Origin of the sequence: Butyrivibrio sp. NC3005, assembly GCF_000424545.1 — a bacterium.
GTDB lineage: Bacteria > Bacillota > Clostridia > Lachnospirales > Lachnospiraceae > Butyrivibrio.
In genome coordinates, this window is record NZ_KE384209.1 from 28646 (window position 1) to 54524 (window position 25879).

The following is a 25879-nucleotide window of genomic DNA, read 5'->3' on the forward strand; positions in this document are numbered from 1 at the left end:
GCAGACACGCTTTCGCTTGATTATAAACGTAGTGGTACGTAATGCGCTAAAAAACAGCGCATAAGTACCAACGTTTATATACAGTTCTGCTCATGAAATATTACAAGCCAGTAAAACTCATTTATCAAATATAAGTAACAATAAAGTATAGATTTTTGCAAGGGTAAATTTTTTTAAGTATGTGTTAGCTGAGTCTAACATAAGAAATGGAGTAACAATGAACAAAAATGGCTATTTTAGAGCTGATTCTTCTAGTAAAAGTAAAGTTCGTCTTTTTTGTTTTCCGTATGCAGGTGGAGGCGCTTCTGTCTTTAGAAAATGGCAGGATGCTTTGGGAAGTTATGTAGAGGTTTTACCGGCACATTATAAAGGTCAAGAAGACAGAATTATGGATAAGCCAATTTCAAGTATGAAAATACTGGTAGATGAAATATACGAAGAACTTTCATTGCTGGCAGATAGGCCTTTTTACCTGTTTGGGCACAGTGTCGGAAGTAGAGTTTCATATGAGCTTGCATTAAGGCTGGAAGAAGATGAAAACAGCTTTTTCAAAGGTTTGATAGTATCAGCTGGTCTTGCACCTGATAGACCTGAGGTTAATCCAATTTATAATCTTCCAGATAGAGAATTTTTTGAAGAATTAAGCAGATATAACAAAACTCCTGAAGATATATATAACGATAAAGCTCTATGGTCTGTATTCGAACCTATGTTGCGGGCAAATTTCAAGCTTGCTGATACTTATTGCAATAAAGACGAAATTAGTATTTCAGTACCAATTCTTGGATTAAGAGGAACAATGGATCCAGAGATATCTTCGGAGGATTTACTAGAGTGGGGGAGATATACACAAAAAGGCTTTCAAAGTGAAAATATTGAAGGTGCTCATCTTTTTATAGATACGAATCCAAGACAGGTTTTATCTAAGGTAACAGATTTTTTTAATAATTGCGCATAAGGAGAAAATAAATGAAATATGGAGAAGCTTTTAAGTGTTTTCAATCTATAGAAGGTTGGAATAAAGGCACCATAGGCGAGGAAATGCTTAGGTGGTGTGATTTGTATACTGATAAAACAGCAGTAATATCTTCAGAAGAAAATCTTTCATACAGTGAACTTGGTGAAAGAATACTTCTTGCTTCAAAAGGTTTTATCAATGAAGGAATAAGATTAGGGGATAGAGTTATTTTACAACTTCCAAATTCAATAAACTTTATTGTCTCGTTTTTTGGCTTATTGAGAATAGGTGCTATTCCTATTATGGCACTACCGGCACATAGAAGCAGCGAGATACTTGGAATGGTGAAGACAGCTAATCCTACAGCATATATTTGTCAGGATTTTTATGCAGGCTTTTCCTATGACGATTTAATTGAAGATGTTCGGAAAAAGGAAAGCGTGAAATATATTATTACAGTTCCTGAAGGCGAGAGTATTCTTGATAATCTTGATTGCAAATATGAAGATTATATTCCTGCACCGGATAATCTTGATATTGCATTTCTTTCACTTTCTGGCGGGACAACCGGAATGTCTAAACTTATTCCCAGAACACATGGAGATTATTTATACGATTCAAAAGTATCAGTAGATAGATGTTTATTAACTGATGAGGACAGGATGCTTATAGTACTTCCTATAGCACACAATTTTGTTTTGGGACACCCTGGATTTATAGGAGCTTTTAGCGTGGGGGCAACACTGGTATTAAATGAGTATTCGGATATGAATGAGGCACTGGAGAATATAGAAACATATGGTGTAACATTTATGTCTTTGGTTCCTTCTATGGCTAAATTGATGCTGGAAATATTGGAAGAGGAAGACTTTGATATTAGTTCATTACGTGTTCTTCAGATTGGAGGTTCCTTTCTTGAAGAAGAAGTTGCCGAGAAACTTATGAATTTAAATTCTTTTACCCTGCAGCAGGTTTTCGGAGTAGCAGAAGGACTTAATACTATGACCTCATTAACAGATGAAAAAGACATAGTGAAAATGTATCAGGGAAAGAAATGTTCTTCATATGATGTTATTAAAATCGTTGATGAAGATGGAATAGAATGTCCTGCAGGACAAAGTGGTAATCTTTTGGTTTCGGGTCCATATACTATCAGGTCGTATTATAACCACCCTGAAAATGATTCTTTTTTTACAAAAGATGGATTTTACATAACAGGTGACAGAGCTTTTGTTACAAAAGATGGAAATCTGAAAATTGTAGGAAGAGTTAAAGAAATGATTAATAAAGGCGGAGAGAAGATTCTTCCTTCTGAATTGGAAACTTTGCTTTATGAAATGGATACTGTTAAAGATTCAGCTGTGGTAGGCATTCATGATGATAATCTTGGGGAAAAGATATGCGTATTTATAGTAGGTAGCAAAAAAACAGGACTTAGTGAAGTTAGAAACTATCTTTCACAAAAAAATATTGCTGCATTCAAACTTCCTGACATGGTTGTTCATATAGATAAGATGCCGCTTACAAAGATTGGAAAAGTAGATAAGAAAAAACTGGTACAAATGGGAGAGGAATCAAATGGAAAATAATAGTGAATTTAACGTGTATGATCATCATGATATGTTTGAAGATATGGTAAAGGCAGAGGAATTTTGCTATAAGTACAATTCAATTCCGATGTCACATTTCGATGAGCGTTTAAGCCTTTTGAAAGGTTTCTTTGGAAAATGTAATGGAGATTTTTTGATTTTTTCGCCATTTAAATGTTCGCTTGGCTATAACGTGGAAATTGGAAATAACGTTGCCATCAATTCATATTGTTCAATACTTGATGGCGGCAAGGTAAAACTGGGCGATAATATCTGGATTGGTACCAATTGTGAAATTGTAAGTTCAGGTCATAGCGTTGATCCGGAAAAAAGAAAAAATGGAGTAGGATATGCTAATCCTATTGTAATTGAAGACAATGTGTACATTGGTTCAAGAGTAACAATTGTATGTGGACAAAATCATGGAATAACCATAGGTAAAAATTCTGTAATAGGTTCTGGAAGTGTTATTACAAAGGATGTTCCTGAAAACGTGCTTGTAGTAGGTAATCCGGCAAGAATCGTAAGAAAACTCACAGAGGATGATAAGGCATGCGAATAACCGCTATAACACTTGGATCATACGGGGACATAATGCCTTTTATGCTACTGGGACAAGAACTAATAAAAAGAGGATATAAATATAGATTGGCAAGTTTTGAATCACTGCGACCTAAAGCGTATGAAATGGGACTTGAGTTTTCTAAAATATCCGGAGATATGGATGAACTTGTAGGAGTGTTGCTGGGTAACAGTGATAATACAAAAAAGGCAGGAATGAATGGACTTGAATATCTTATCAGCAAATATCCCGGTCTTTATGATGATCTTGATAGAGCAGTAAAAGACAGTGATGTTCTTATATATATGCAGTTTGGCGCGATAGCATATCATTTTGCTCAAAAATATGGAATCGAAGTTATAAGGAGTATGGCTTTTCCATTTGAAAACACTAAATGCTATGCGGCTATGATGGATACTCTTACAAGGAATAGTATTAAGTGTTATTTACTGAACGTTATGTGTGAAAAAATGATGGCATATGCCGTTAGACATACAGTAAATGATTTCAGAAAACGACTTGGTCTCAAATCCTGGAATATTTTTAAGAGTTATAAGAAACTTCGTGGAAAAAGAATTTTGACACTTTATCAGTTTGATGAAGTTCTTGCAGATAGAGATAAAAAGTGGAAAGACAACATTTATCTTACTGGAAACTGGATAAAACAGGACAAGACAATAAAACCTGAAACAGAGAAACTATTAGATTTTATAGATAAACATGAAAAGGTTATATATGTTGGCTTTGGAAGTATGAACTATGCTCACATGGACGAACTATATGCAAGGGTTATATGGATTGCGTTACATGAAGGGCGTTCAGTGATATTGCCAAAGTATGAAGAAAAGATGGTTAACGAAAGATTTTCGGCTTCAAAAGATAAGATTCTTCTGGCTGGATTTACACCTTATGAACAATTCTTTGACAGGCTTGAATGTGTTATTCATCATGGCGGAAACGGTACTGTTCATGCGTGTCTTAGAGCTGGCGTTCCACAGCTTGTAATGGTGTTTGGAGCAGATCAGGCTTTTTGGGGTGGACAATGCTACTATAGAGGACTTGGTCCAAAACCTGTTTTTATCAAAAAGCCTATTGATGAGGCAGAATTTAGAGAAAAAGTAACTGATTTAATGGTAAATGATAACTATAAAAAATGTTCGCAAAGATTATCGAATAAAGTAACTTCTGATGGACTTGTGCGTGCTGCAGATATTATAGAAAGAAGATTTCCTTTATGAATATTGATGAAATATGGATGCAATTTGAAGAAAGAATAAGAAAAGCAGTAAAAAACGATGAATTTATGCCTGATACAAAGCTTACGGAAGTAGGAATAGATTCTATTACTTTGATGAAGTTTGCGTCTTTTCTCAGAAGAAAAGGTTTGAAGGTTAATTATGGGGAGTTAATAAAGAATCCCACATTAAAAGACTGGAAAGAACTTGTGTGGATGAAATTTGAAGCTTTAAGTGGGAATGAAGCTAATTCACAGAGGTCAAATGATGCTATTGAAAATAGTGACAATGGTTCAAGTAAAACTAAATTAAGTGAAATTGAGTTTGATTTAACAGATGTTCAGTATGCTTACTGGGCAGGACGTCAGGATGATCAGGAACTTGGCGGAGTTGGATGCCATGCATATTTTGAATTTGACGGAATAGGTGATGATGATAGTAGATTGCGTAATGCTTGGTACAAGGTTCAAGATGCTCATCCTATGCTTAGAGCTGTTTTTACAGAGGAAGGAAAACAGAAAATTTATGCAAAAAGAAAGTATCTTGAACCTGTATTTCATGATTTTAGAAGTTTTACAAGACAGGAGGCAGATGAAAAACTTCTTGAAATAAGAAACAGATTATCTCATGAAAAATTAAAAGTTGAAAACGGCGAGAATACGCATCTTGAAGCAGCTTTTATGAAAAATGGAGAAAGAAGAATTTTTCTTGATGTTGACCTTCTAGTGGCTGATGTTGCAAGCGTGCATCTTATAATAATGGAGCTTACAAAAGCTTACTTGGGTCAAAAGCTTTATAACTATGAAATAGACTGTTTTAAGAAGTATCTTGATAAGAGAAAAAATGATGCAGAAACATTGACTGAAGATGTAGCATATTGGAAAGAGAAAATAACTGATTTTCCAGAAGAGCCAATAAGCCTTCCATTAAAATCAAGGCCTGAGGAAGTTAAGAAAAATCATTTCGTAAGAATAAGTAAGAGCTTTTCTTGTGATGTATGGTCAGTATTGAAGGAAAGAGCAGCAAAATATGAGCTTTCACCTGCAATGTTTCTTTTAACAGCATATGCGAATGTATTAAGCAGATATTCAGGGCAGAATAAATTCCTTATTAATATTCCACTTTTTAACAGGTTCGATGATGATGAACGTACAGAGAAAATAGTTGCTGATTTTACAAATCTTCTTTTGCTGAATACTGAAAATTCCGGAAACAAATCTTTTTTGGATTATGCAGTAGAAATAAAGGATAACTTTTCTAAAGATGTCTCACATTCTTCATATTCAGGAGTTAATGTTGAAAGAGATCTCTCGAAACACAACAAAGCAGTGCAGAATATGGCTCCTGTTGTATTTGCATGCAATATAGATTTTCCTTTTGAAACAAAAGAAAGTCGCGATGTTCTGGGAAAACTGTCATATATGATTTCTCAGACTCCTCAGGTATGGCTTGATTTTCAGTCTTTTACAGATATGGGGAAACTTATTCTTTGCTGGGATTATGTAGAAGATCTTTTTAGTAAAGAAGTAATTGAAGAGATGTTTAGTGCTCTTACAGAAGAAATAGAAGAGCTTTATAACAGCGATGATTGGAATAAAGTATTTGATGTTCTTCCAAAGAATCAGAAAGAAAGACACGAAAAAGAAGAAGATATTCTTCCTATGGACATTGAAAATGTATCACTTTTGTCTGGCTTTGTTCAAAACGCGGTTAAAATCCCTGATTCACCAGCGCTTATTTCTGTAAAAGATTCCAGAATAACTACCTACAAAGAACTTGCAGATATAGCAGGAAAAGTGGGTTCGTATCTTAAAAGCCATGGAATAAAAAAAGGTGACTATGTTGCAGTTACGCTTCCTAGAGGTTATAGACAGATATATGCCATTATGGGAATTCTATATGCAGGAGCTGTTTACGTTCCGGTTGGAATAAACCAGCCGGCAGATAGAAGAATCAAGATTTATGAACAGATTGGAATTACTGCTGTTATAAGTGACTTACAAACAAAGGAAACGATAGAACTTGCTATAGATAATGTTATTGATCTTGATAAGGCAATGGAATGCAGTACTAACATTGCTCCGGAAATATTACCAGATAATTCCGCCTACGTAATCATGACATCGGGTTCTACAGGCATGCCAAAAGGTGTAGAGATTGTTCATAAAGCAGCTATGAATACAATCACTTATTTATGCAAAAGATACAATTTCAAAGCGTTTGATAAAATGCTTATGGTATCTGCCATAGAGTTTGATTTATCTGTGTTTGATATTTTTGGAATGCTGTATTCTCAGGGAGCAATAGTTATTCCGGAAGAAGATTCATTCAAGAATCCGGAAGTGTGGCTTGAATTAATTGATAAGTATGGTATTAACAGATGGAATTCTGTACCCATTCTTTTTGATATGCTTATTACCTATGCCGAAGGTAAAAAGAAAAAGGTTTATTTCGATACAGTTTTTATGTCTGGAGATTGGATTCCAGTAAATCTTCCAGGAAGATTCTATGATATTGCAGGCAAAAACAGCCTTGTTGTCGCAATGGGCGGAGCTACAGAAGCATCCATCTGGTCCAATTATCAGGAAGTTCCCAGAGTTATTCCGGATAACTGGCAATCTATTCCATATGGAAGACCACTTAAAAATCAGTTGTACAGGGTTATAGATGATTATGGCAATATTTGTCCTGATTATGTTGCTGGTCAGTTGTGCATAGGCGGAGCAGGGGTAGCTGCGGGTTATAAAGGCGATTTAAATCTTACTCAAAAGAAATTCTTTAAAGAAGAAAACGGTATCAGATGGTATAGAACAGGTGATAATGGAAGAACCTGGAGCGACGGAACAATAGAATTTCTGGGAAGAAGAGACAATCAGGTTAAAGTTAAAGGCCATAGAATTGAGCTTGGTGAAATTGAAAACGCAATTAAGCAGTATCAGGGAGTTAGAGGCTCAGCGGTTCTGGCAATTCCTTATGAGAATAAAGGTAATAGAATTGTAGCATTTATTCAATCTGAAAAGATTAAGACCTCTTATAACAAAGAATATGAAATTTCAAAGAAAGTCTATTCTTTGGAGGAAATCAACAGTGGTAAAGAGAAATTAAAGCAGATTGGAATTTTGTCAGATGATTTTATACAACGAGCTGTAAATAATAATAAAGGTGTAAACAGCAATATTATTAAATATTGGAAGAAACTAAATGTTAAGAATGTAGGTGTAAGTATAGAAGATACCCGTGCTAATAAGGATATTACCAAGATGTACGAGAGTGTTCTTGATATACTTCCTGATATATTTAGTGGAAAGATTGATCCAATAGAGTATTTCTATGATCTTGCCAGTGATTACAGACCAGATCAGCTGTTGGAAAAGCATCAAGAGACTGAAAAAGCCCATGAGCTGATTTTGGAAATGGTTAAATCATATCCTGTGAAAAAGGGTTTGAAAATTCTTGAAGTAGGAGGACGAAATCCTAAATTTACAGGTAGTGTTCTTCAAAAAATGTCCGGAAGAATTGAAAAATATACATATCTGGATAACACAGAGTTTTTCAGAGCCGGATATGAGGATATCGTAAAAGGCTTTTCGGAATTTGAATACAGTGTAAATGGTCTTGATGCTATCAGCGTAGATGGAACAATGTTTGACGTAGTCATCATTCCAGAATCTATTCATAGACAAAAAGATATAGATAAAACAGTTAAGCTGTTTGGAAATATCACTGTTTCCGGGGGGATTGTAATAGGGTGTGAACCTTCTTCTAATCTAAAAATGATTAATACGATTCCGGCTATCCTAGAAGATGGTTTTGCAGAATATGACCTTGATAAGAGAGGCGGAAGTATCATTCCAGGCAGAGAGTATCTAGAGAAGACATTTAATGAAAATGGCTATGAACTTCTCCATCTTTCAGATAAAGCTGAAGAAATGGCAACTTATTCAATTATCTATGTATTTAGGCAGCAGTATATGCAGAATATAGATATTGATGGGTTAAAAGACTATCTTATTAAAGAAATACCATCTTATATGATTCCGTTTAAGTATTACAAAATGCAGGATTTTCCTCTTAATAAAAACGGAAAGATTGATAGAAAAAAGCTTCTTCAAATTTTTAAGGAAGAAAGAAATTCAGAAAACAATCAAGAGGAAAAAGATGGAATTAGGTCTAAAACAGAGAATTTTGTAGCAGAAATACTGAAGAATATTTTAGGAGTTGAAAACATTGGAAGAAATGATAATTTCTTTTCGCTTGGAGGAGATTCTCTATCTGCGACAAAGTTTATAGCTATAATGCGAGACCAATATGGATTGCAACTTTCTATAAAGAATATTTTCGAGAATCCTGTAATTAAGGATTTGTCATCGTTTATTGACGGACATAAGGATAATATTAAGGCAGGAGGCGATGAGAAATTCATTGTCCATAGAGAAGACTGGAATAATCCATTTCCTCTTACTCAGGTTCAGTTTGCATATTGGATTGGAAGAAAGGGTGCGTTTAGCCTTGGCAATGTTGCAACACATTGCTACTACGAGTATGAATGCAATCACATTGATATTCCTTTGTTCCAGAGAATATGGAATGAAATGATTAAGTACCATGGAATGCTCAGGACTGTAATAGATAATAATGGAATGCAGACAATGCTGGATAAAGTTCCATTCTATACCATGAAGACAATTCACGCAGAAGGTGTATCAGAAGATACAAAGAAGGGTATTCTTGAAAGTGTTAGAAATAAAATGGAAGCGTTGGTTACAGAAACTGATAAATGGCCTTTGTTTGATATAAGAGTAACAGTTTTGTCAGAGGAGAAAACTATTATTCATATAAGTTTCGACAATATTATTCTGGACGGATTTAGTATGTTCCATATTCTGCAGGAAATGGCAGAAAGATATAAAGAAGCTTTGTCGGGGCAGAGTATTCAAAGAAAAATTCCTGAAGTTTCTTTCAGAGACTATGTAATAGATCTTGAAAGAAAAAGGGCTTCGAGAAGATATGAAATAGACAAAGAGTATTGGACTAACAGGCTTTCTTGTTTTTGTAAAGCACCAGTGTTTCCATTAATTAAAAATGAAGATGAAATAAAGGTTCCAAAGTTTGTAAGAAGACAGTATAAGTTATCACAAGACTGCTGGAACAAGTTAAAAGATGCTGCAAAAGAAATGGAGATTACTCCATCTGCATTTATTATTACTGCTTATGCAGATGCACTAAGAACTGAAAGTATTAATAAGAGTTTTTCAATTAATCTGACGCAGTTTGGAAATGATATAAGTCATAAAGATGCAGATAAAATAGTGGGAGATTTTACACGTTTATCTTTGCTGGAGATGAAGAACATACAAGAAAGCTCCTTTAATGAAAGATGCAAGAAAGCAGCAAAGCAGATTTCAGATGATTTGGAACACTCTTTGTATAGTGCAGTTGAATATGAAAGAGAACTTAGAAAGCGTGATAACAATCCGGTTAATTCTATTATGCCTGTTGTATTTACGAGCGGAATAGGTGTAAGTGATTTGTCACAGGAAAAATCGCTCGGAAAGCTTGTATATAATATCTCGCAGACACCTCAGGTATGGATTGATCATCAGGTATTTGAACAGGATAAGGGGTTAACGCTTAATTGGGACTGCGTTGATGAACTTCTTTCAGCACAGCTTTTGGATAGAATGTTTGAATATTACATAAGTCACCTTATCGATATGATTGAAAACAAAGAAAAGCGTGCAGAAATTCAGGTTGTTGAGGATGATGAGCAAAATGAGCTTTCTTTGCAAAATAGTATTCCTACAGAAGTATCATTTCCTGATAACGAAAGTACAGAAGTAAAGAAAGAACCTGAAATAGCTATAGTAAAGGGCGGAAGATACATTTCAAAAGTTGCCCAGATATGGGAAAGCGTTCTTGGTGAGAAGGTTGTGGATATGGATAGTACATTCTTCGAACTTGGTGGTGATAGCCTTGGAATTGTAAAGATGATAAATGCTATAAGTCAGGAATATGATACTGAGCTGTCTATTATAGATGTTATTAATAACAATTCTATCAGGAAAATTGCAGGACTTCTGGAAAATGTTGTACAGGAAGGAATTATATAAATGGTATACGGAATAGTTGGAGCTTCAGGAGTCATAGGAAGTAAGGTTTCTGAATACCTTGAGAATAAAGGAAAAAATATTCTTAAAGCAGGTCGTCATTATTCTTTTTCTGGAAATGAGTATTGTCTTGATGTGTACAAAGAAGATGAGGTAAGAGAATTTGTTTCCAAATGCGATGTTGTAATTAATTGTTCTGGTCCATCTATGAAGACTTCAAAAAGTATTCTTCCTGAATGTCTAAATCAGGGTAAGGATTATATAGATGCCTTTGGATGGATGCCTGATATAACAAAGGTTTACATAGGAAACTGTAGAGTAGTTCTTAATGCAGGAATGGTTCCCGGTCTTCCGGGAATCCTTGCTGCATATATGAAAAACTATGGCGCAGAAAAGCTTATACTCTATAGCGGAGGTCTTGAAGAAGGCAGCAGGGCATCACTTGAAGATATGCTGGAAACAAGTATTAACGGATATAGTAAACCGGGATTTATTGTAGAAAATGGAGAGCTAAAAAGACTTTCTGAGCCAAATCTGTTACTTGATGAAAGTATCAATCTTCCAGAAGAATGTGAAATCAGTCCTTTATATACGGCTGAAATTGAAGAAATAAATAATATTTTAGGTTTTGGTAATATAGAGAACTATAATATTTTTCCAAATAAAAAAATGAGATCTTATTTGATGGAAGGCTGTATGAAATATAGTCAGGTAAAAAGCAAAGAAGAACAGGAATCTGTAATCGAAGATATACTGGGAAAACTAAAAAAAGTCTGTGAAAATAAATCTTTCTGGTACAGATTTTACTTAAAGGCTGTTTCTGAATATGAAACGCAAGTTATTGATATTAAAACCGATAATAGTGCGGTTATCACATCGACAGTTATAGGTCACATTGCTAAAAGGCTTTGTGAAAAAAAGTTTGATGCAGGTTTTTATAGACCATTTGAGATAGCTGATGGACAAGAATTATTAGATGAACTTCAAAGTGAAGGAATTGATATAAATATTTATGGGGAAATATAGGATGAGTAAAGTAAGAGTATTACTGTGTGGAACTGTTTTTGGAAGTATTTATCTAGATGGGATAAAGAATTTAGATAATTGGGAGCTTTGCGGAATATTATCTAGAGGAAGTGATCGTTCAGTTAAAATCTCTCAGGAAATGGGTGTCCCGTTATATAAAGATGTATGTGATGTTCCGGAAGGAATGTTTGACGTAGCATTTGTTGTAATTCGTTCAGGAATCGTAGGCGGGGAGGGCCAAAAGATATCTGAAAAGCTTCTTGATAAACATATAAATGTGGTGCAGGAGCAACCGGTTCATGCTGATGAAGCTGCCGTTTTATTAAAAAGTGCGCTAAAGAATAATGTTTCTTATATTGTAAATACCTTTTATCCATATATGGAGTCTTCGACTGCATTTCATGAAAAACTTTCTGAGATTAGAGAAAACAATCAGATTATTAGTATAGATGGATGCTGTTCTCTTCCTGTGCTTTTGCCATTTATAGATCAGATTGGAAGAACAGCAGGCCTTCTTAGACCATGGAGTATAGAAAATGTCTTTTCAAACGGGGCATGTGACTTTGTTACAGGCAAAATAAGCGGGATCCCGTTTTCTATAAGAATTCAGGGAAGAAAGAGTGAAAGCAAGAATCAGGCTTTTGTTCTAAATCAAATAAATGTTATGACTTCATCGGGAAATCTTATAATGACCGATGTTAATGATCAGGTTATCTGGATGAAGAAACCCTATGTTGTAGAAGAGTTTATAAAGAACGGAAGAGAAGATGATGAAAAAGACGTTTACGCATCTGAGATGATTTATGATGCCGGAACGAAAAAATATTCTTTTCTTTATAAAAATATATGGCCAAAAGCAGTTGAAAATTTTCTTATACAGAACAAAGAGTTAATTCTTTCTCGAGAAAGAGACATAGGGTATATGCAGTACTATTTATCTGTTTGTAGTTTTTGGAAAGAGTTGTATAAAAAGTTGGAGGAGCTTGACTAATGAGAGATTTTTTGAATAGATGCAAAGAAAAAGGAATTCTTATTTCTTTGAAGGATGGAAAGAATTTATCTTATAGAACTACAAAAGGGGCTATTGAGAAGGAAACAATTAGATATCTAAGAGAACATAAGAGTGAGCTTATTGATTTATTAAGAGAAAATAACGAGAGTGAGCAGATTAAAGTTAAAAAGAAAGAAGTTAATATAGAGGATCAAAAGAAAAACTATGATGTAAGTGAGAATAAAGAGGCTTGTATGTTTCCACTTACTGATATTCAGAGTGCATATCTGTCCGGCCGAAGCAGAAATTATGAACTTGGGGGTACTGGATGCTATACATATCTTATTTTGAAGACTGATAAGCTTGATGCTTCTTTATTTGAAGAGGCCTGGCATAAAGTTATCGAAAACCATGATATGTTAAGAGCTGTAATAACCAAAGAAGGGCAGCAGTATATTAAAGAAAATGTTGAACTTCCTAAGCTTTGTATATATGAATCTGATACAGATGATATTGAAAATTCAGAAACGGAGAAAGAGATTCGCAGAAAACTGGAAACTTATGATTTTGATATTGAAAGTTTTCCAATGCACAAGATAATTCTTCATCAAGGCAGTAAAGAAAGTATTGTTCACTTTTGTACAGATATGCTTATAGCGGATTATATAAGCATAAATGTTATATTAGATGATATTTTCAGCTATTATAAAAATCAAACTTTTATTCATGCAGGTAAAGGCGTAAGTTTTAGAAAGACTGTAGAGGATAAGAATAAAAAAGGCTATAGAGAAAAGTCTGAGGATTACTGGAAGAATAAAATAAGTACGCATGAATTCAGAAAGCCTCAGCTCCCTGTTAGAAGCGTTATAAGTACAGATAACGTGAAATTTACAAGACATGGATATATGCTTGGTAAAGATGATTTTATGAGTCTTAAGAATCTTTGCAAAAAGAACAATGTAACTGTTTCAAATACTATTCTTGCAGTATATGCAAGTGTTCTTTCCAAGTGGTCTGAAAACAGACAATTCTGTATTAATGTAACTCTTATGGATAGAGGCGTACAGGAACTTGATACGGTAGGCGATTATACATCTGTTGACATTTTGGCAGTAGATACGAAAGATAAGACTTTTAGCGAGCTTGTACATGAAATTGGGATAGATATTCTGACTGATATGTCATATATGGATTATACAGGTGTTGATGTTCTTAGACAGGTTAGAAGAACAAGTTCTGACAATAACATCTTCCCTGTGGTATTTACCAGTACAGTAGGTGAGAGTAAAGAGGATGAGAAGAAGGATTATACGGTAATCGGTGGAATCAGTAGAACTCCGCAGGTATGGATAGATTGTCAGATGATTTCTATCGGAAATGAACTTGATATTCACTGGGATGTCAGGGATGGAGTATTTGAAGAGAATGTTATAAATGATATTTTTGATGCTTTCAAAAATGCAATCAGATTCATTTTATCTGAGGATAACTGGAATAGTAAAAATATAGCACGAGCATGTAAGCATCAGCTTGAAAAAAGAGGAAGTTATTGCACACAGGATGAATCATTGAAAGGGCACATGCTATATGAAGGTTTCATTAATAATGTTAAAGCTAACCCTGATAAAAGAGCAATTATTTATAATGACAAGGTGTACACTTATGGAGATTTGGCTTTATATGCATCTTCTATTCAGAAAAAGCTCAAAGAAGCAGGAATTAAAGAAAAAGACACAGTAGCAATCATTGAAGAAAGAGGTGTTCTTCAAAGCGCTTCAGCTCTGGCAGTTCTATTACTTGGTGCAATATTTGTACCAATTGATATTAATCAGCCTTTTAACAGACAAAAAGCTATAGTAGATCAGAGCAGCGCAAGCTACGTTCTTGTATCTGATAACAAGGCAGATTTTGTAGATGCGTTTGGCGATAAGCTTTTTTGTGTATCATCAATTACAAAATCAAATGAAGATGAATTAATTATTGCTGATACAAGACCTGATTCAACAGCATATATTATTTTTACTTCAGGAACGACTGGAGTTCCAAAGGGAGTAATGATTTCACATCAGTCTGCACAGAATACTCTTTTGGATATTAATAAGAGATTTGGAGTTGGTGAAAATGATGTTTTCCTTGCTCTTACCAAACTATCTTTTGACCTTTCAATTTATGATATGTTCGGAAGTATGGATGCTGGTGCAACGGTAGTAATACCAAAGGAAAGCAACGCAGTTAATCCATCTGACTGGGTAAAGCTTATCAAAAAATATGGTGTAACTATCTGGAATTCAGTGCCGGCTTTACTAAAAATGCTGTATTCTGAGGTAAAACTGCAGGATAAAGATAGTATTGAAAGTCTTAAGCTTATTCTACTTTCCGGGGATGTAATAGATGTGTCACTGCCTTCAAAAACAGCGGAGTATCTAAGTGACTATAAGCTTATAAGTTTAGGCGGTGCTACAGAAGGATCTGTGTGGTCGATTTTCTATGATATTACAGGTCTTAGAGATGAAACAATTCTTCCATACGGAATACCATTGTCAAATCAGAAAATGTATGTACTAGATGATGACTTATCTGAGTCTGCGAATATGGTAAAAGGAGAAATCTGTATAGGAGGATATGGCGTTGCGCAAGGATATTATGGAGATAAAGAATTAACTGATTCCAAGTATATTGTTATTGAAGATAAAAATGACAGAGTCTTTAGAACAGGTGATGTAGGATATATAAGATCTGATGGAATCATGATGATAAATGGAAGAAAAGATAATCAGATCAAGATCAATGGTAACCGTGTTGAAACAGGTGAGATAGAAAGTGTTATAAGATCAACTGGTGAAGTGGAAAACGTTGTTGTTTACTATCATAAGACAGGGCACTCAGGAAAGCTTTTTGCATTTTTAGAGCCAGGTTATGAAGAAACAAAAGACTCCTCATTGATGATAAAAGACTTGGAAAAAGAAGGCCAAAGTGAACTTGATATAATTGACAGAGATGGATTTACAAGATGGAGAAAACAGTCCGATGTTGCTGCCTTATCTGATATGATGGCTCTTTTTACTGATATAGGTATTTTTACAGAGAAGGACAAAGTATATTCAAGGCAGCAGATTCATGATGCGGCTAAAGAAACAGAGGAGTTTCATTCTATTATTGATAGATTCCTAAGGGCAATGGAGCAGGCAGGAATAATAGAAAAAGTTGAAGAGGGATATCAGGTAACAAAAAAAGCCAAGCCTTATTATGATCGTGAAAAGAACTGGGATGAATTCATGAGAATTGGTGATGAAATTGATTATGGTCATGTTCTTATGGAATATCAACGACAGTCTGGAAAACACATAAAAGAGCAGATTAGAGGGGAAATTGCCGGTATTTCGTTGTTCTTCCCAAAAGGAGATACAACGGTTGCAGAAGCCGCATATAGAAATAATATAATCAACCTTAGACTTAACAATATTGTTTCTGATATTATTAACCGTTTGGGAGAAAGAAATATTTCAATTCTCGAGGTTGGAGCCGGAGTAGGTGGAACGACTACTACTGTACTTAATAGACTAAAGAATAGAAATATCAAGTACTGCTTTACTGATGTTTCGCAGTTTTTTATCAATAAAGCAAAGGATAGATACAAAGAATATGACAATATGTCCTATATGCTTATGGATATTAACAGGGATTATACCAAGCAGGGATTTAAGGATAAGTCTTATGACGTTATTCTTTGTGCTAATGTACTTCATAACTCTCACAACATTGGTGAGAATCTTTCAAAGCTTAAAAAGCTTTTAAAAGATGATGGATATATTATTATTATCGAAGCCACAAAGGAATCTTATCTTCTTACAACGTCACTTGAACTTAAGGGTGGTTTGGATGGATTTACTGATCATAGAAGAGGCGGAATAGATGTGTTTACTTCTGAAGATAAGTGGATAGAGCTTATCAAAGAAGCCGGATACAAATACTATTTCACACTGCCAGAAAGAAGTGACGAGCTTGCGGAATGTGGTCAGAGTGTTTTTCTATGTGGTAACGAGACAAAATCAGGTAAACCAAAGGTTAAACACAAGGTAAATGTCGAGTATATAGAAAAAACTATGGCATCTAAACTTCCTAAGTATATGATTCCTGATCAGATAGAGATACTTGATAGTATTCCTTTGTCTACTAATGGAAAGATAGACAGGAAAGAACTTGATAAAATATGTGCTGATAGATTAAAGGTTTCTTTAAAAATAAATGAGAGTAAGAAATCTAATCTTTCAGGATTAAGCAAGAGTGTTGCTGGTATATGGGAACAGGTTCTTGGTATAAGCGGAGTAACTTCCAAGGATAATTTCTATTATGTTGGAGGCGATTCACTTCTTATAACTCAGGTAGTTTCCAAACTTAGAGAAAATTATAAAGAATTAGAAAAACTTCCATGGGATGAACTTATGCAGATTGTCCTTAATAATCCAACTGTAGAAGGAATGGCTGATAGCATTGGAATGTATATTGCAGATGATAACAGTCAGGGAAAAATAAAAGAAAAGGATTATGAGGAGGGTAATAGAAGGCAGCTTTTAGATAAAACATCCAGTAATAAATCTCTAGATTTATCAGATAGCTGCGTAAGAGTTTACCGTGATAATCCGGAAAACAGAAGATGTGTTCAGGCATATATGCATGCAGGAACAGGAAGACTTGTGGATTATGATAGTCTTATTCCACAGATTCTAAAGAACACAGGAGATGATGTTTCAGTAATAGGATTTATGTATGGAAATTCCAACGAATATCTTGATATTCCTGCAGAAAGACTGGTAAAGGAAAGAGCTGCAAAATATGCTGAAATCCTTTTGGGAATGAATGCAAAAGAATATGAAATTATAGGATATTGTGTGGGAGGATTTATTGCTGTTGAAACAGCCAGAATTCTATTGGAGAAAGGCAAAAAAGTTCACAATGTTTATATGATTTCATCAGAGCAGGCAACTCACAAAATTAGTAACAGACTTATTACTGAAATGGCATACGGCGTTGCTGTAGGACTTGACGTATCTCTTGCCGGATACAATTTCGATACCTATGAGATGAAGGCTGCAATGTCAGATATTCTCAAAGACGAGAACAGAGATATCAGAAACTCTGAACTTGTAACTCTATCTGGCAGATATAAGAGTCTTGGAAGAATGTTCCTTAGCCTTATAGATAAAGAGCATGATGAAAGACTTAAAGATATTTTCGAAAAGGCAGGTGGATCAAAATTCAACGGAGATGAAAGTACATTTGCCATGTTCAGTGTACTTTACAGAATATTTGAACATACATTTAGAGGTATGTCAGAATATTCATTTAATGAATACTACCTTGGAAATGTAGTATATATGGATGCCCCAACAGATTTTTCATTCTATCCAGTTACGAGAAAGCTGAACAAGGTAGAAGATATCTGTATCGGAAACTTTGAGAAGATTCGTATTCCAGGAAATCATGCAACTTGCCTTGATGGTAATAATTACCTGATTGTATTTGATGAGATTAAGAAAAGAAGCTGCTGCTTCTAAGATGTCTATAACCAATTACAGGATTGTAGCATGCTTATATAATAATTCCTGTATTTAACAAAAATCTATTAGGATCGTGTCGGTTCTAATAGATTTTTTGGTAAAAAAATAAAGAATTTATAAAATATTCCGATATATGAGTGTAGAGTATTAGTATCTGGGATTTCTAATTTTGTACTATAGTGAATCCTGAAAAATTTTTATCCTTGTCATAGTAGATTAATGGGAAAGAGTATTAAAAGAAGCGAAAGGAGAAGTGAGTATGCTTAACATTGAGAAAAATGCAGTGGCAGATAAGTTAGAGGTGATTCTTTCGGGAAGACTTGATACAGCAACAGCACCTCAACTAGAGAGTGAATTAAAAGATGCATTAAATGAGGTAAAGGAACTTGTATTTAATCTTGCTGATTTGGAGTATATTTCATCTGCCGGACTACGAGTTCTTCTTTCAGTCCAAAAGGTAATGAATAAGAATGGAAATATGGTAGTAACGAATGCTTCTGATGAAGTAAAAGAGATATTCGAGGTTACCGGTTTTTCAGATATTCTTACAATTGAGTAAATCTAGACTATCGTCTTAATTGTTACATGAATTTGCGAAGAATATAAAGCCGGAGAAAAAGAGTATGAAAAAAAAAGAAAAAGATGTTATAGCCAGCATGTTTTTGCCAGCTGCTGTTGTTATGATTTTTACACAGATGACAGGAGTTGTGGCTAATATTATTGATGGTGTAGTAACAAGCAGATTTCTGGGAGAAGCTGCATATTCGGCAGTATCTCTTCTTGCTCCTATGGTGAACATTATTCTTTTGTTCGCAAGTTTCATATCTATAGGCGGGCAGATTGTATGTTCGAATAAAGTCGGAACTGGAAATAGGGATGAGGCAAATGCTGTTTTCTCTTTCTCTGCTTTGTTTGGAATTATAATTGCAGCATTGTTTGTTACGCTATGCATTTTTTCGCCAGGAGTGCTTTTTCGTGTGTGTGGAGTATCTGTTTCTAAAAGACCAGAGCTCTATGAGCATATGCTAAATTATTTACATGGTTATGTGATAGGTATTCCTGCTGTTATTCTGACACAAGTTTTAAGTCCTTATCTTGTAATGGATAACGGGAAAAAAATTGTATCATTATCTGCATCGGTTTTGTGTATTTCAGATATTGTTGGCGATTTTCTAAATGTATTCTTCTTCTCTGGTGGCATATTTGGTATGGGAGCTGCGACCTCTATTGCTATGTGGTTGCAGCTTTGCGTCATAATGATTCATTTCATTAAAAAGGGTGGTTATTTTAGATTTTCATTAAAGGCATTAACATATAATCATTTTAAGGATATTGTAAAAAACGGGTCTCTATCGTTTATTAAAAGACTGGCCACTATATTAAGAGATATTGGAACTAATAGAATAAATCTTTTTATAGCAGTCAGTACAGCGGCTGTTGCTGCCAAAGGAATGCAGAGTGATTTAAATATGCTGATGTTTTGTATCAGCGTAGGTATTGGCAGAACTCTTTTGACGATGTCGTCTATGTATTATGGCGCATTAGATAAAGATGGACTAAAGAGATGCTTTTTTTATGCAATGAAGATGTGTGTATGTGTAACGGTTACAGTTGGGATTATTGTATTTATTACAGCACCTATTCTTTCGAATATTTATACAAATGATTCAGAAGTAGTAGAATTATCGGTTTTTAGTATAAGGTGTATGGCATTAGGACTTCCTCTTGATGCAATAAGCGAGTCGTATCAGGACTATCTTCAGGGAATCCAAAACAGAAAAATGGTTAATATTCTTTGCTTTTCAGAAAGGCTTTTTATTCCTGTATCGATGGCTTTTGTTTTAGGCATGTTATTTGAATCAAAGGGTATTATGGCATCTGTTGCTATTGGTAAAGCGCTTCTTATTTTGCTAATGTTTATTGCATTATGCATTAAAAATAAGGGAATACCAAAGAAACTGGAAGACTATATGTTTCTTAAAGAAGACTTTGGTGGTGCAAAAGAAGATAATTACGTTGCTCAGATTGCAGATATGAACGATGTTGTTAGCGAAAGCCGTAGGGCAGCAGAATTCTGCAAACAACATGGTGTTAATAAAAGGCAGGCAAATCTTGTTTCGCTTTTCGTTGAGGAGATGGCCGGAAATATTGTTGTGCATGGGGTTCCAAGAAAAGGAAGCAAAGTACTTGTAGATTACAGATTATATGCGGATAAAGACAAGATTTCTATTAGTTTAAGGGACTATTGCGCTGCTTTTGATCCGGAGAAGTATTATGAACTTCATAAAGATGATAATTCTAATAAAAATATTGGAATAAAGGCTGTAATGAGTCTTGCAAAGGACATTAGGTATATAAATACGTTTAATAGTAATTGTCTATTTATAAATATAGTGTTATAGGGACATAATTAACAAAATAAGCTGTCTACGAAGTAAAAAGGAAAATGTGTATGCATGATTTTATGTTAGAAAAAAGGCTTCAAAATCTAGATCCAGATCTTCATAGAAGAATGAAAGACAGTGTAATCGTTCTTCAAAAAATGCTGGAATCATTTTTTTCATGGTTTCCTGATTTTACGGATCATTCATCATTACACAGCATGGATGTGCTTGACTTTTGTAATCAGATAATAGGAAAAAATATAGAGAAGTTTGGTGCAGAGGAGTGTTATGTACTAATAATGTCTTGCTATCTGCATGACATTGGTATGGGGGTGAGCCGCAAAAGCTTTGATAAATTTACCAAAAAGATAGATTTGTCATCATATATGAAACTTCATCCAAATGCTAGTGAAACAAAGATAATTAGAGATTATCATCATGAATTCAGCGGTCAATACATAAATGAATATTATGATTTTTTTGATATTCCAAAAGAACTTGTTTTTCCGATAGTACAGGTTTCAAGAGGTCATAGAAAAACAGACTTACTAGATGAAAAAGAATATCCTAACCTGGAGACTTCAAATGGAATAATACGTACAGCGCTTTTAGCTTCCATAATTCGTCTTGCAGATGAGATTGACGTTGGATTTGATAGAAACCCAGAGATTTTATTTGATACATCAAAGCTTACTAGGCAGGTAGATATAGATGCATTTGGTACTCATGAATCTATAAGAACTGTTGAACTTAGAGACAAAGAGATTGTTCTTATTGTTAGTTTAAAAGAACCCAGATTTAAAGAACTTGTCGAAAATCTTGCTGGAAAGATTCAGGGTACACTTGAATATTGTAAAGACGTGGCACTTAAAAGAAATCAGTTTATAATTTCTCAGGAAAAGGTAATTATAGAGTATTTGTGATTTTTTATGCGAAAAGAGGTACTCATGAACATAAAAAGAAAAGATGATGAACTTGTGATTGAATTAACAGGTCGAATTGATTCAAATAATGCCAGTGAAGTCGAAAATGAAATTATGGATGCTGTTAATCAGAATGATGGTGCTAAAGTTATATTTGATGCTGATGATTTGTCTTATATCTCCAGCGCAGGGCTTAGAGTTTTGATGAAGGCATGTAAGAAATCTGGTGGCAAAGTTACTATAAAAAATGTATCGAGAGATGTTTATGACATTTTTGATACAACTGGATTTACAGAAATATTTGATGTTCAAAAGGCTTATAGAAAAATTAATGTGAACGATTTAGAAGTTATCGGAAGAGGTTTTTTTGGAACTGTATATAGACTTGATAAAGAGACAATAGTAAAGGTTTATAAGGGAAAAGACAGTATTCCAATGATTGAAAATGAAAAGAAAATGGCGCGCAAAGCCTTTCTTGCCGGAATACCTACAGCAATTTCCTATGATATAGTGCAGGTCGGTGATGATTATGGTTCAGTGTTTGAACTCCTTAATGCCAGCACTTTTCATGACCTTGTGCAATATGAGAAAGAGAATGTTGAAGATGTTATAAAAAGATATATTTCTTTACTAAAGCTTGTTCATGGAACAAAGATGAACAAAGGAGATTTTCCTTCATATAAAGAACGTTTTATTAAATATATTTCTTTTATAAAAAACTGCCTTGATGAAAATGAATATAATTCTTTAATGAAATTGTTTGAAGATATGGAGGATGAAAATACAGTTGTTCATGGTGATGTCCAGATGAAAAATGTCATGCAGGTCGGAAATGAAGCTATGCTTATTGACATGGACACGCTGGGACTGGGAAATCCTGTTTTCGAATTGGCAGGTCTATTTGTAACATATCAGGAATTTGAAGAAGATGAGCCTGGTAATTCTATGAACTTTCTTGGACTTTCGCAAGACAAGGTTGATTTGATATGGAAGCTTATTGTGGAGAACTATTTTACTTTTAGCAGTAAGGAAGAGGAAGAAAATACATTATCAAAGATAAGACTTGTGGCAGCAGTTAGATTTTTATATCTTCTTGAAAGTACCGATTTAAAAAATGGCGATCTTGGAGAAACGCGTATTAAGCATACAGTTGAGCATATTGATGAGTTATTAAAGAAAGTCAAATCATTAAGCATTTAAAGTCTTTGTGGGTAGTAGTATTATTTCTAACTTAACGAGATTATTTTTAAATTTGTTGTTTTTTATAAGCATATACTCCTTAACCTGTTGTTTTTATGGAGGTAGAATTTGGTGAGTGATATCATTATAAAACATGAATTAGAAATAGAGGCACTTACAGATAATCTGCAAAGTGTCATTGATTTTGTAGAAGAAAATCTTGAACTTACAGCATGTTCCATGAAAATAAAAATGCAGATAGATATAGCTGTAGAGGAATTGTTCGTTAATATTGCACACTATGCATACACTCCTGCAACAGGAAAGGCCATTATCACTATAGAAATTGATAATGATAACAAAGAGGTGAGTATTACATTTACGGATTCTGGTATTCCGTTTAATCCTTTAGAAAAAGAAGATCCGGATGTATCACTTTCTGCCGAGGAAAGAAAAATAGGCGGACTTGGAATCTACATGGTAAAAAAGAGCATGGATAAAGTTAGGTATGCATATGAGGATGGAAAGAACAAGCTTACCATCACTAAAAAAGTGTAGGGGGAAGTCTTATGCAACTAAAGAAACATAAATGGGGAATTAATAGAAAGGCGCTTGCTGCTATAATCGTTTTTACTCTACTTATTAATGCATCAATGTGCGTCTGTGGTTCGTATATATTTGATAGGGTTATTCAAAGGATATATAACGAGCGAGGCTACGTTGTAGCTAATATTATTCTGAAACAGATAGACCATGACAAGATAGCTGAATATTCCAAAACATGGAAAGCGGACGATTATTATGATCTGATGGTTGATTATCTTAAGTATATTCAGGAGTGTTCTGATGCCGCTTACATATATATTGGAGTTCCCTATGAAGATAAGACTATAAAGTATATATATGATTCAGGGAGCGAAATTGGCTTTGTTGATCCTATAGCTGCTTCTTTTGATGAGGTTTGGAATTCGTTTAAAAATGGTAAAAGGCCAGATAGCTACCTTGTAAGGCATTCGAAGTATGGATTCCTGACATCTAGTTGTTTACCTGTAATCGACAGTATGGGAAATGTTGTGGCACTTTTATTTGTTGACACTAATATGGAGATTATTCAGTCGACTATTTTAAAATATCTTCTTAATATGTGTATTGTGGCAACTTTCCTTTTGGCTATATTCTGCGTGCTTCATTGGAATTATATGAATCAGAATCTTATAAAACCAATCATGCTTATTAGGAAAAATGTGAAGCAGTTTTCAGAAGATACATCTAGTATTGATAATTCTCTATCTACTATTACTACAAGAGATGAAGTGGAAGATCTAGCTATGGCAATTGGTAAGATGGAGAAAACAATTGTCGAGTATATAGAAGATATAAAAAATATTACTGCTGAAAAAGAGCGTATTAGCGCAGAATTAAATGTTGCTACGCAGATTCAGGCAGATATGCTTCCGAGTATTTTTCCACCATTTCCTAATAGAAAAGAATTTGACATTTTTGCAACTATGACTCCGGCTAAGGAAGTTGGCGGTGACTTTTATGATTTCTTCCTGATTGATGATGATCATATAGCCCTTGTAATGGCTGATGTATCCGGAAAAGGTGTTCCAGCTGCTCTATTTATGGTCATTGCCAAGACACTTATTAAGAACAGAACACTTATGGGTGGTGAATTATCACCTGCCCAAATACTTATGGATGTTAATGATCAGCTATGTGAAAACAATAAATCTGATTTATTTGTTACTGTATGGTTTGCCATTATTGAGATTTCAACAGGAAAAGGAATTGCTGCAAATGCAGGGCATGAACATCCTGTATTAAAGAGAAAAGGCGGCGTATTCGAACTTCAGAAATATAAGCATTCTCCTGCGGTAGCTACAATGGAGGGAATTAGATTTAGAGAGCATGAGTTTATCCTTTATCCAGGGGATGAATTGTTTGTTTATACAGACGGCGTTCCGGAAGCTACTAATAAAGAAAATGAACTTTTTGGTGACGAAAGGCTTCTTTATGCAATGAATAATAATCCAGATGTAAGTGCCAAGGAAATTCTTGGCTGTGTGAAAAACAGTATTGATGATTTTGTCAAAGATGCTCCTCAATTTGATGATATTACGATGATGTGTTTTGTGTATAGCGGAGATAATTGATTTCTTTATTGAAGTTTTTGAAATTGAATTGAAGATGATAATTCATTAACAGAGTTACTATAGTCAGGATTTTGTAATTCAAAAATGGAGGAAGTTCATATGAAGGTATTGTCTAAGATTATTAGAGAAAAAAGATGTAGTATCTTTAAAGCTTCTATTATACTTATTCTAAGCTTACTGCTGTACATTAATTCTTATGAAAATGCTTTTGTAGTTAGTGCAGATGATATGGCTCCTTTATCTTTGTGGACGGACTCTGCAAGAGCCAAAAATGAGCTTATATCTTATGTTAGTGATGTTACTAATCCAGAAAGTAAAAACTATATTCCTCTTCAGGACAGAATTGCTGTGTTTGACTTAGATGGTACGCTTTTTTGTGAGACAGATCCTGTATATTTTGATCATCAGCTTCTTGAATATAGAGTTTTGGAAGATAGCAGTTATAAGGATAAGGCAAGTGATGCAGAGAAAGCTGCTGCAAATAAGTCATTAGAATTTGCTAATACAGGCGTTTATCCTCAAGGCCTTGATGTAGAACATGGTCAGGCGGTTGCAAGTGCTTTTCGCGGAATGACAATAGATGAGTTTACAGACTATATTGCTAAGTTTAGAGATACTCCTGCAAATGGCTACAACAATATGACTAAGGGCGATGCATTCTATCAGCCTATGATTCAGGTAATAAATTATCTTCATCAAAACGGTTTTATGGTTTATATCGTTTCAGGTACAGACAGATTTATAGTACGTGGTCTAGTTAAAGGTAAGCTTCCTATTCTTCCATGCAGGATAATAGGTTCAGATGAGAGTCTTGTATCTAATCATCAGGAAAATACAGATAGCCTTGATTATATGTATAAGAAAAACGATATGGTTGTTCTTGGCGGAAACTTTATAATAAAGAATTTGAAGATGAATAAAGTTAATGTCATTGTTCAGGAAATCGGGCAGCAGCCTGTACTTGCATTTGGTAATAGTTCTGGTGATTTTAGTATGGCTGAATATGTAACAAGTCATAATGCACATAAGAGCCTTGCATTTATGCTGTGCTGTGATGATACAGAAAGAGAAAATGGTAAGATTTCTTCTGCTGAGAAGATGTATCAATCATGTAAAGAGAATAACTGGATTCCTATTTCAATGAAAAATGACTGGACTACTATATATGGCGAAGGTGTAAGTAAAAAGTAATAAAAAGCCTTCGTAAGTCT

At 34.4% G+C, this 25879-nt stretch carries 15 protein-coding genes; all 15 read left to right on the forward strand.

All coding sequences use genetic code 11. The features are described 5' to 3' along the window. Positions 1-217 precede the first annotated feature (217 nt). The 15 genes from G634_RS0117230 to G634_RS19930 all read left to right on the forward strand — a co-directional run bounded on the left by G634_RS0117230 (position 218) and on the right by G634_RS19930 (position 25859). On the forward strand, positions 218-958 hold the full coding sequence (locus G634_RS0117230) for a thioesterase II family protein (RefSeq protein ID WP_026506310.1): 741 nt from the start codon (positions 218-220) through the stop codon (positions 956-958). An 11-nt stretch (positions 959-969) separates the two neighbouring features. Then, positions 970-2547 carry a (2,3-dihydroxybenzoyl)adenylate synthase gene (locus G634_RS0117235; RefSeq protein ID WP_026506311.1) on the forward strand — a complete coding sequence of 526 codons (1578 nt, stop codon included), beginning with the start codon at positions 970-972 and terminating at the stop codon, positions 2545-2547. After that, positions 2537-3109: a sugar O-acetyltransferase gene (locus tag G634_RS0117240; protein ID WP_035800668.1), complete on the forward strand. Its 573-nt coding sequence runs from the start codon at positions 2537-2539 to the stop codon at positions 3107-3109. Before G634_RS0117235 ends, G634_RS0117240 begins: the two co-directional genes overlap by 11 nt. Then, complete coding sequence (locus tag G634_RS0117245) at positions 3100-4347, forward strand: glycosyltransferase (protein ID WP_026506313.1); 1248 nt, start codon at positions 3100-3102, stop codon at positions 4345-4347. Before G634_RS0117240 ends, G634_RS0117245 begins: the two co-directional genes overlap by 10 nt. Beyond that, the gene (locus G634_RS19915) at positions 4344-10454 is read left to right on the forward strand and encodes a non-ribosomal peptide synthetase (protein ID WP_051234254.1); all 6111 of its coding nucleotides are present in this window, start codon (positions 4344-4346) and stop codon (positions 10452-10454) included. Before G634_RS0117245 ends, G634_RS19915 begins: the two co-directional genes overlap by 4 nt. Continuing rightward, on the forward strand, positions 10455-11477 hold the full coding sequence (locus G634_RS0117255) for an NAD-dependent epimerase/dehydratase family protein (RefSeq protein ID WP_026506314.1): 1023 nt from the start codon (positions 10455-10457) through the stop codon (positions 11475-11477). A gap of 1 nt (position 11478) precedes the next feature. Continuing rightward, a complete protein-coding gene (locus tag G634_RS0117260) occupies positions 11479-12468 on the forward strand; it encodes a Gfo/Idh/MocA family oxidoreductase (RefSeq protein WP_026506315.1) in 990 nt (329 codons plus the stop codon). Further along, the gene (locus tag G634_RS0117265; RefSeq protein WP_026506316.1) at positions 12468-18023 is read left to right on the forward strand and encodes a non-ribosomal peptide synthetase; all 5556 of its coding nucleotides are present in this window, start codon (positions 12468-12470) and stop codon (positions 18021-18023) included. Before G634_RS0117260 ends, G634_RS0117265 begins: the two co-directional genes overlap by 1 nt. 262 nt (positions 18024-18285) lie before the next feature. Next, on the forward strand, positions 18286-18585 hold the full coding sequence (locus G634_RS0117270) for an STAS domain-containing protein (protein ID WP_051234256.1): 300 nt from the start codon (positions 18286-18288) through the stop codon (positions 18583-18585). 64 nt (positions 18586-18649) lie between these two features. After that, positions 18650-20428: an MATE family efflux transporter gene (locus G634_RS0117275; protein WP_026506318.1), complete on the forward strand. Its 1779-nt coding sequence runs from the start codon at positions 18650-18652 to the stop codon at positions 20426-20428. Between the two features lie 50 nt (positions 20429-20478). Continuing rightward, positions 20479-21333 carry an HD domain-containing protein gene (locus G634_RS0117280; RefSeq protein ID WP_026506319.1) on the forward strand — a complete coding sequence of 285 codons (855 nt, stop codon included), beginning with the start codon at positions 20479-20481 and terminating at the stop codon, positions 21331-21333. A gap of 24 nt (positions 21334-21357) precedes the next feature. After that, positions 21358-22533 (forward strand): anti-sigma factor antagonist, encoded by a 1176-nt coding sequence (locus tag G634_RS20655; protein ID WP_051234257.1) that lies wholly within the window; start codon positions 21358-21360, stop codon positions 22531-22533. A 111-nt stretch (positions 22534-22644) separates the two neighbouring features. Next, positions 22645-23070, forward strand: coding sequence for an ATP-binding protein (locus tag G634_RS0117290; protein WP_242826842.1), 426 nt, complete (start codon positions 22645-22647; stop codon positions 23068-23070). Between the two features lie 11 nt (positions 23071-23081). After that, complete coding sequence (locus G634_RS19925; RefSeq protein WP_035800671.1) at positions 23082-24668, forward strand: SpoIIE family protein phosphatase; 1587 nt, start codon at positions 23082-23084, stop codon at positions 24666-24668. Positions 24669-24767: 99 nt separating this feature from the next. Beyond that, positions 24768-25859, forward strand: coding sequence for an HAD family hydrolase (locus G634_RS19930; protein WP_051234259.1), 1092 nt, complete (start codon positions 24768-24770; stop codon positions 25857-25859). The last annotated feature ends 20 nt before the right edge of the window (positions 25860-25879 follow it).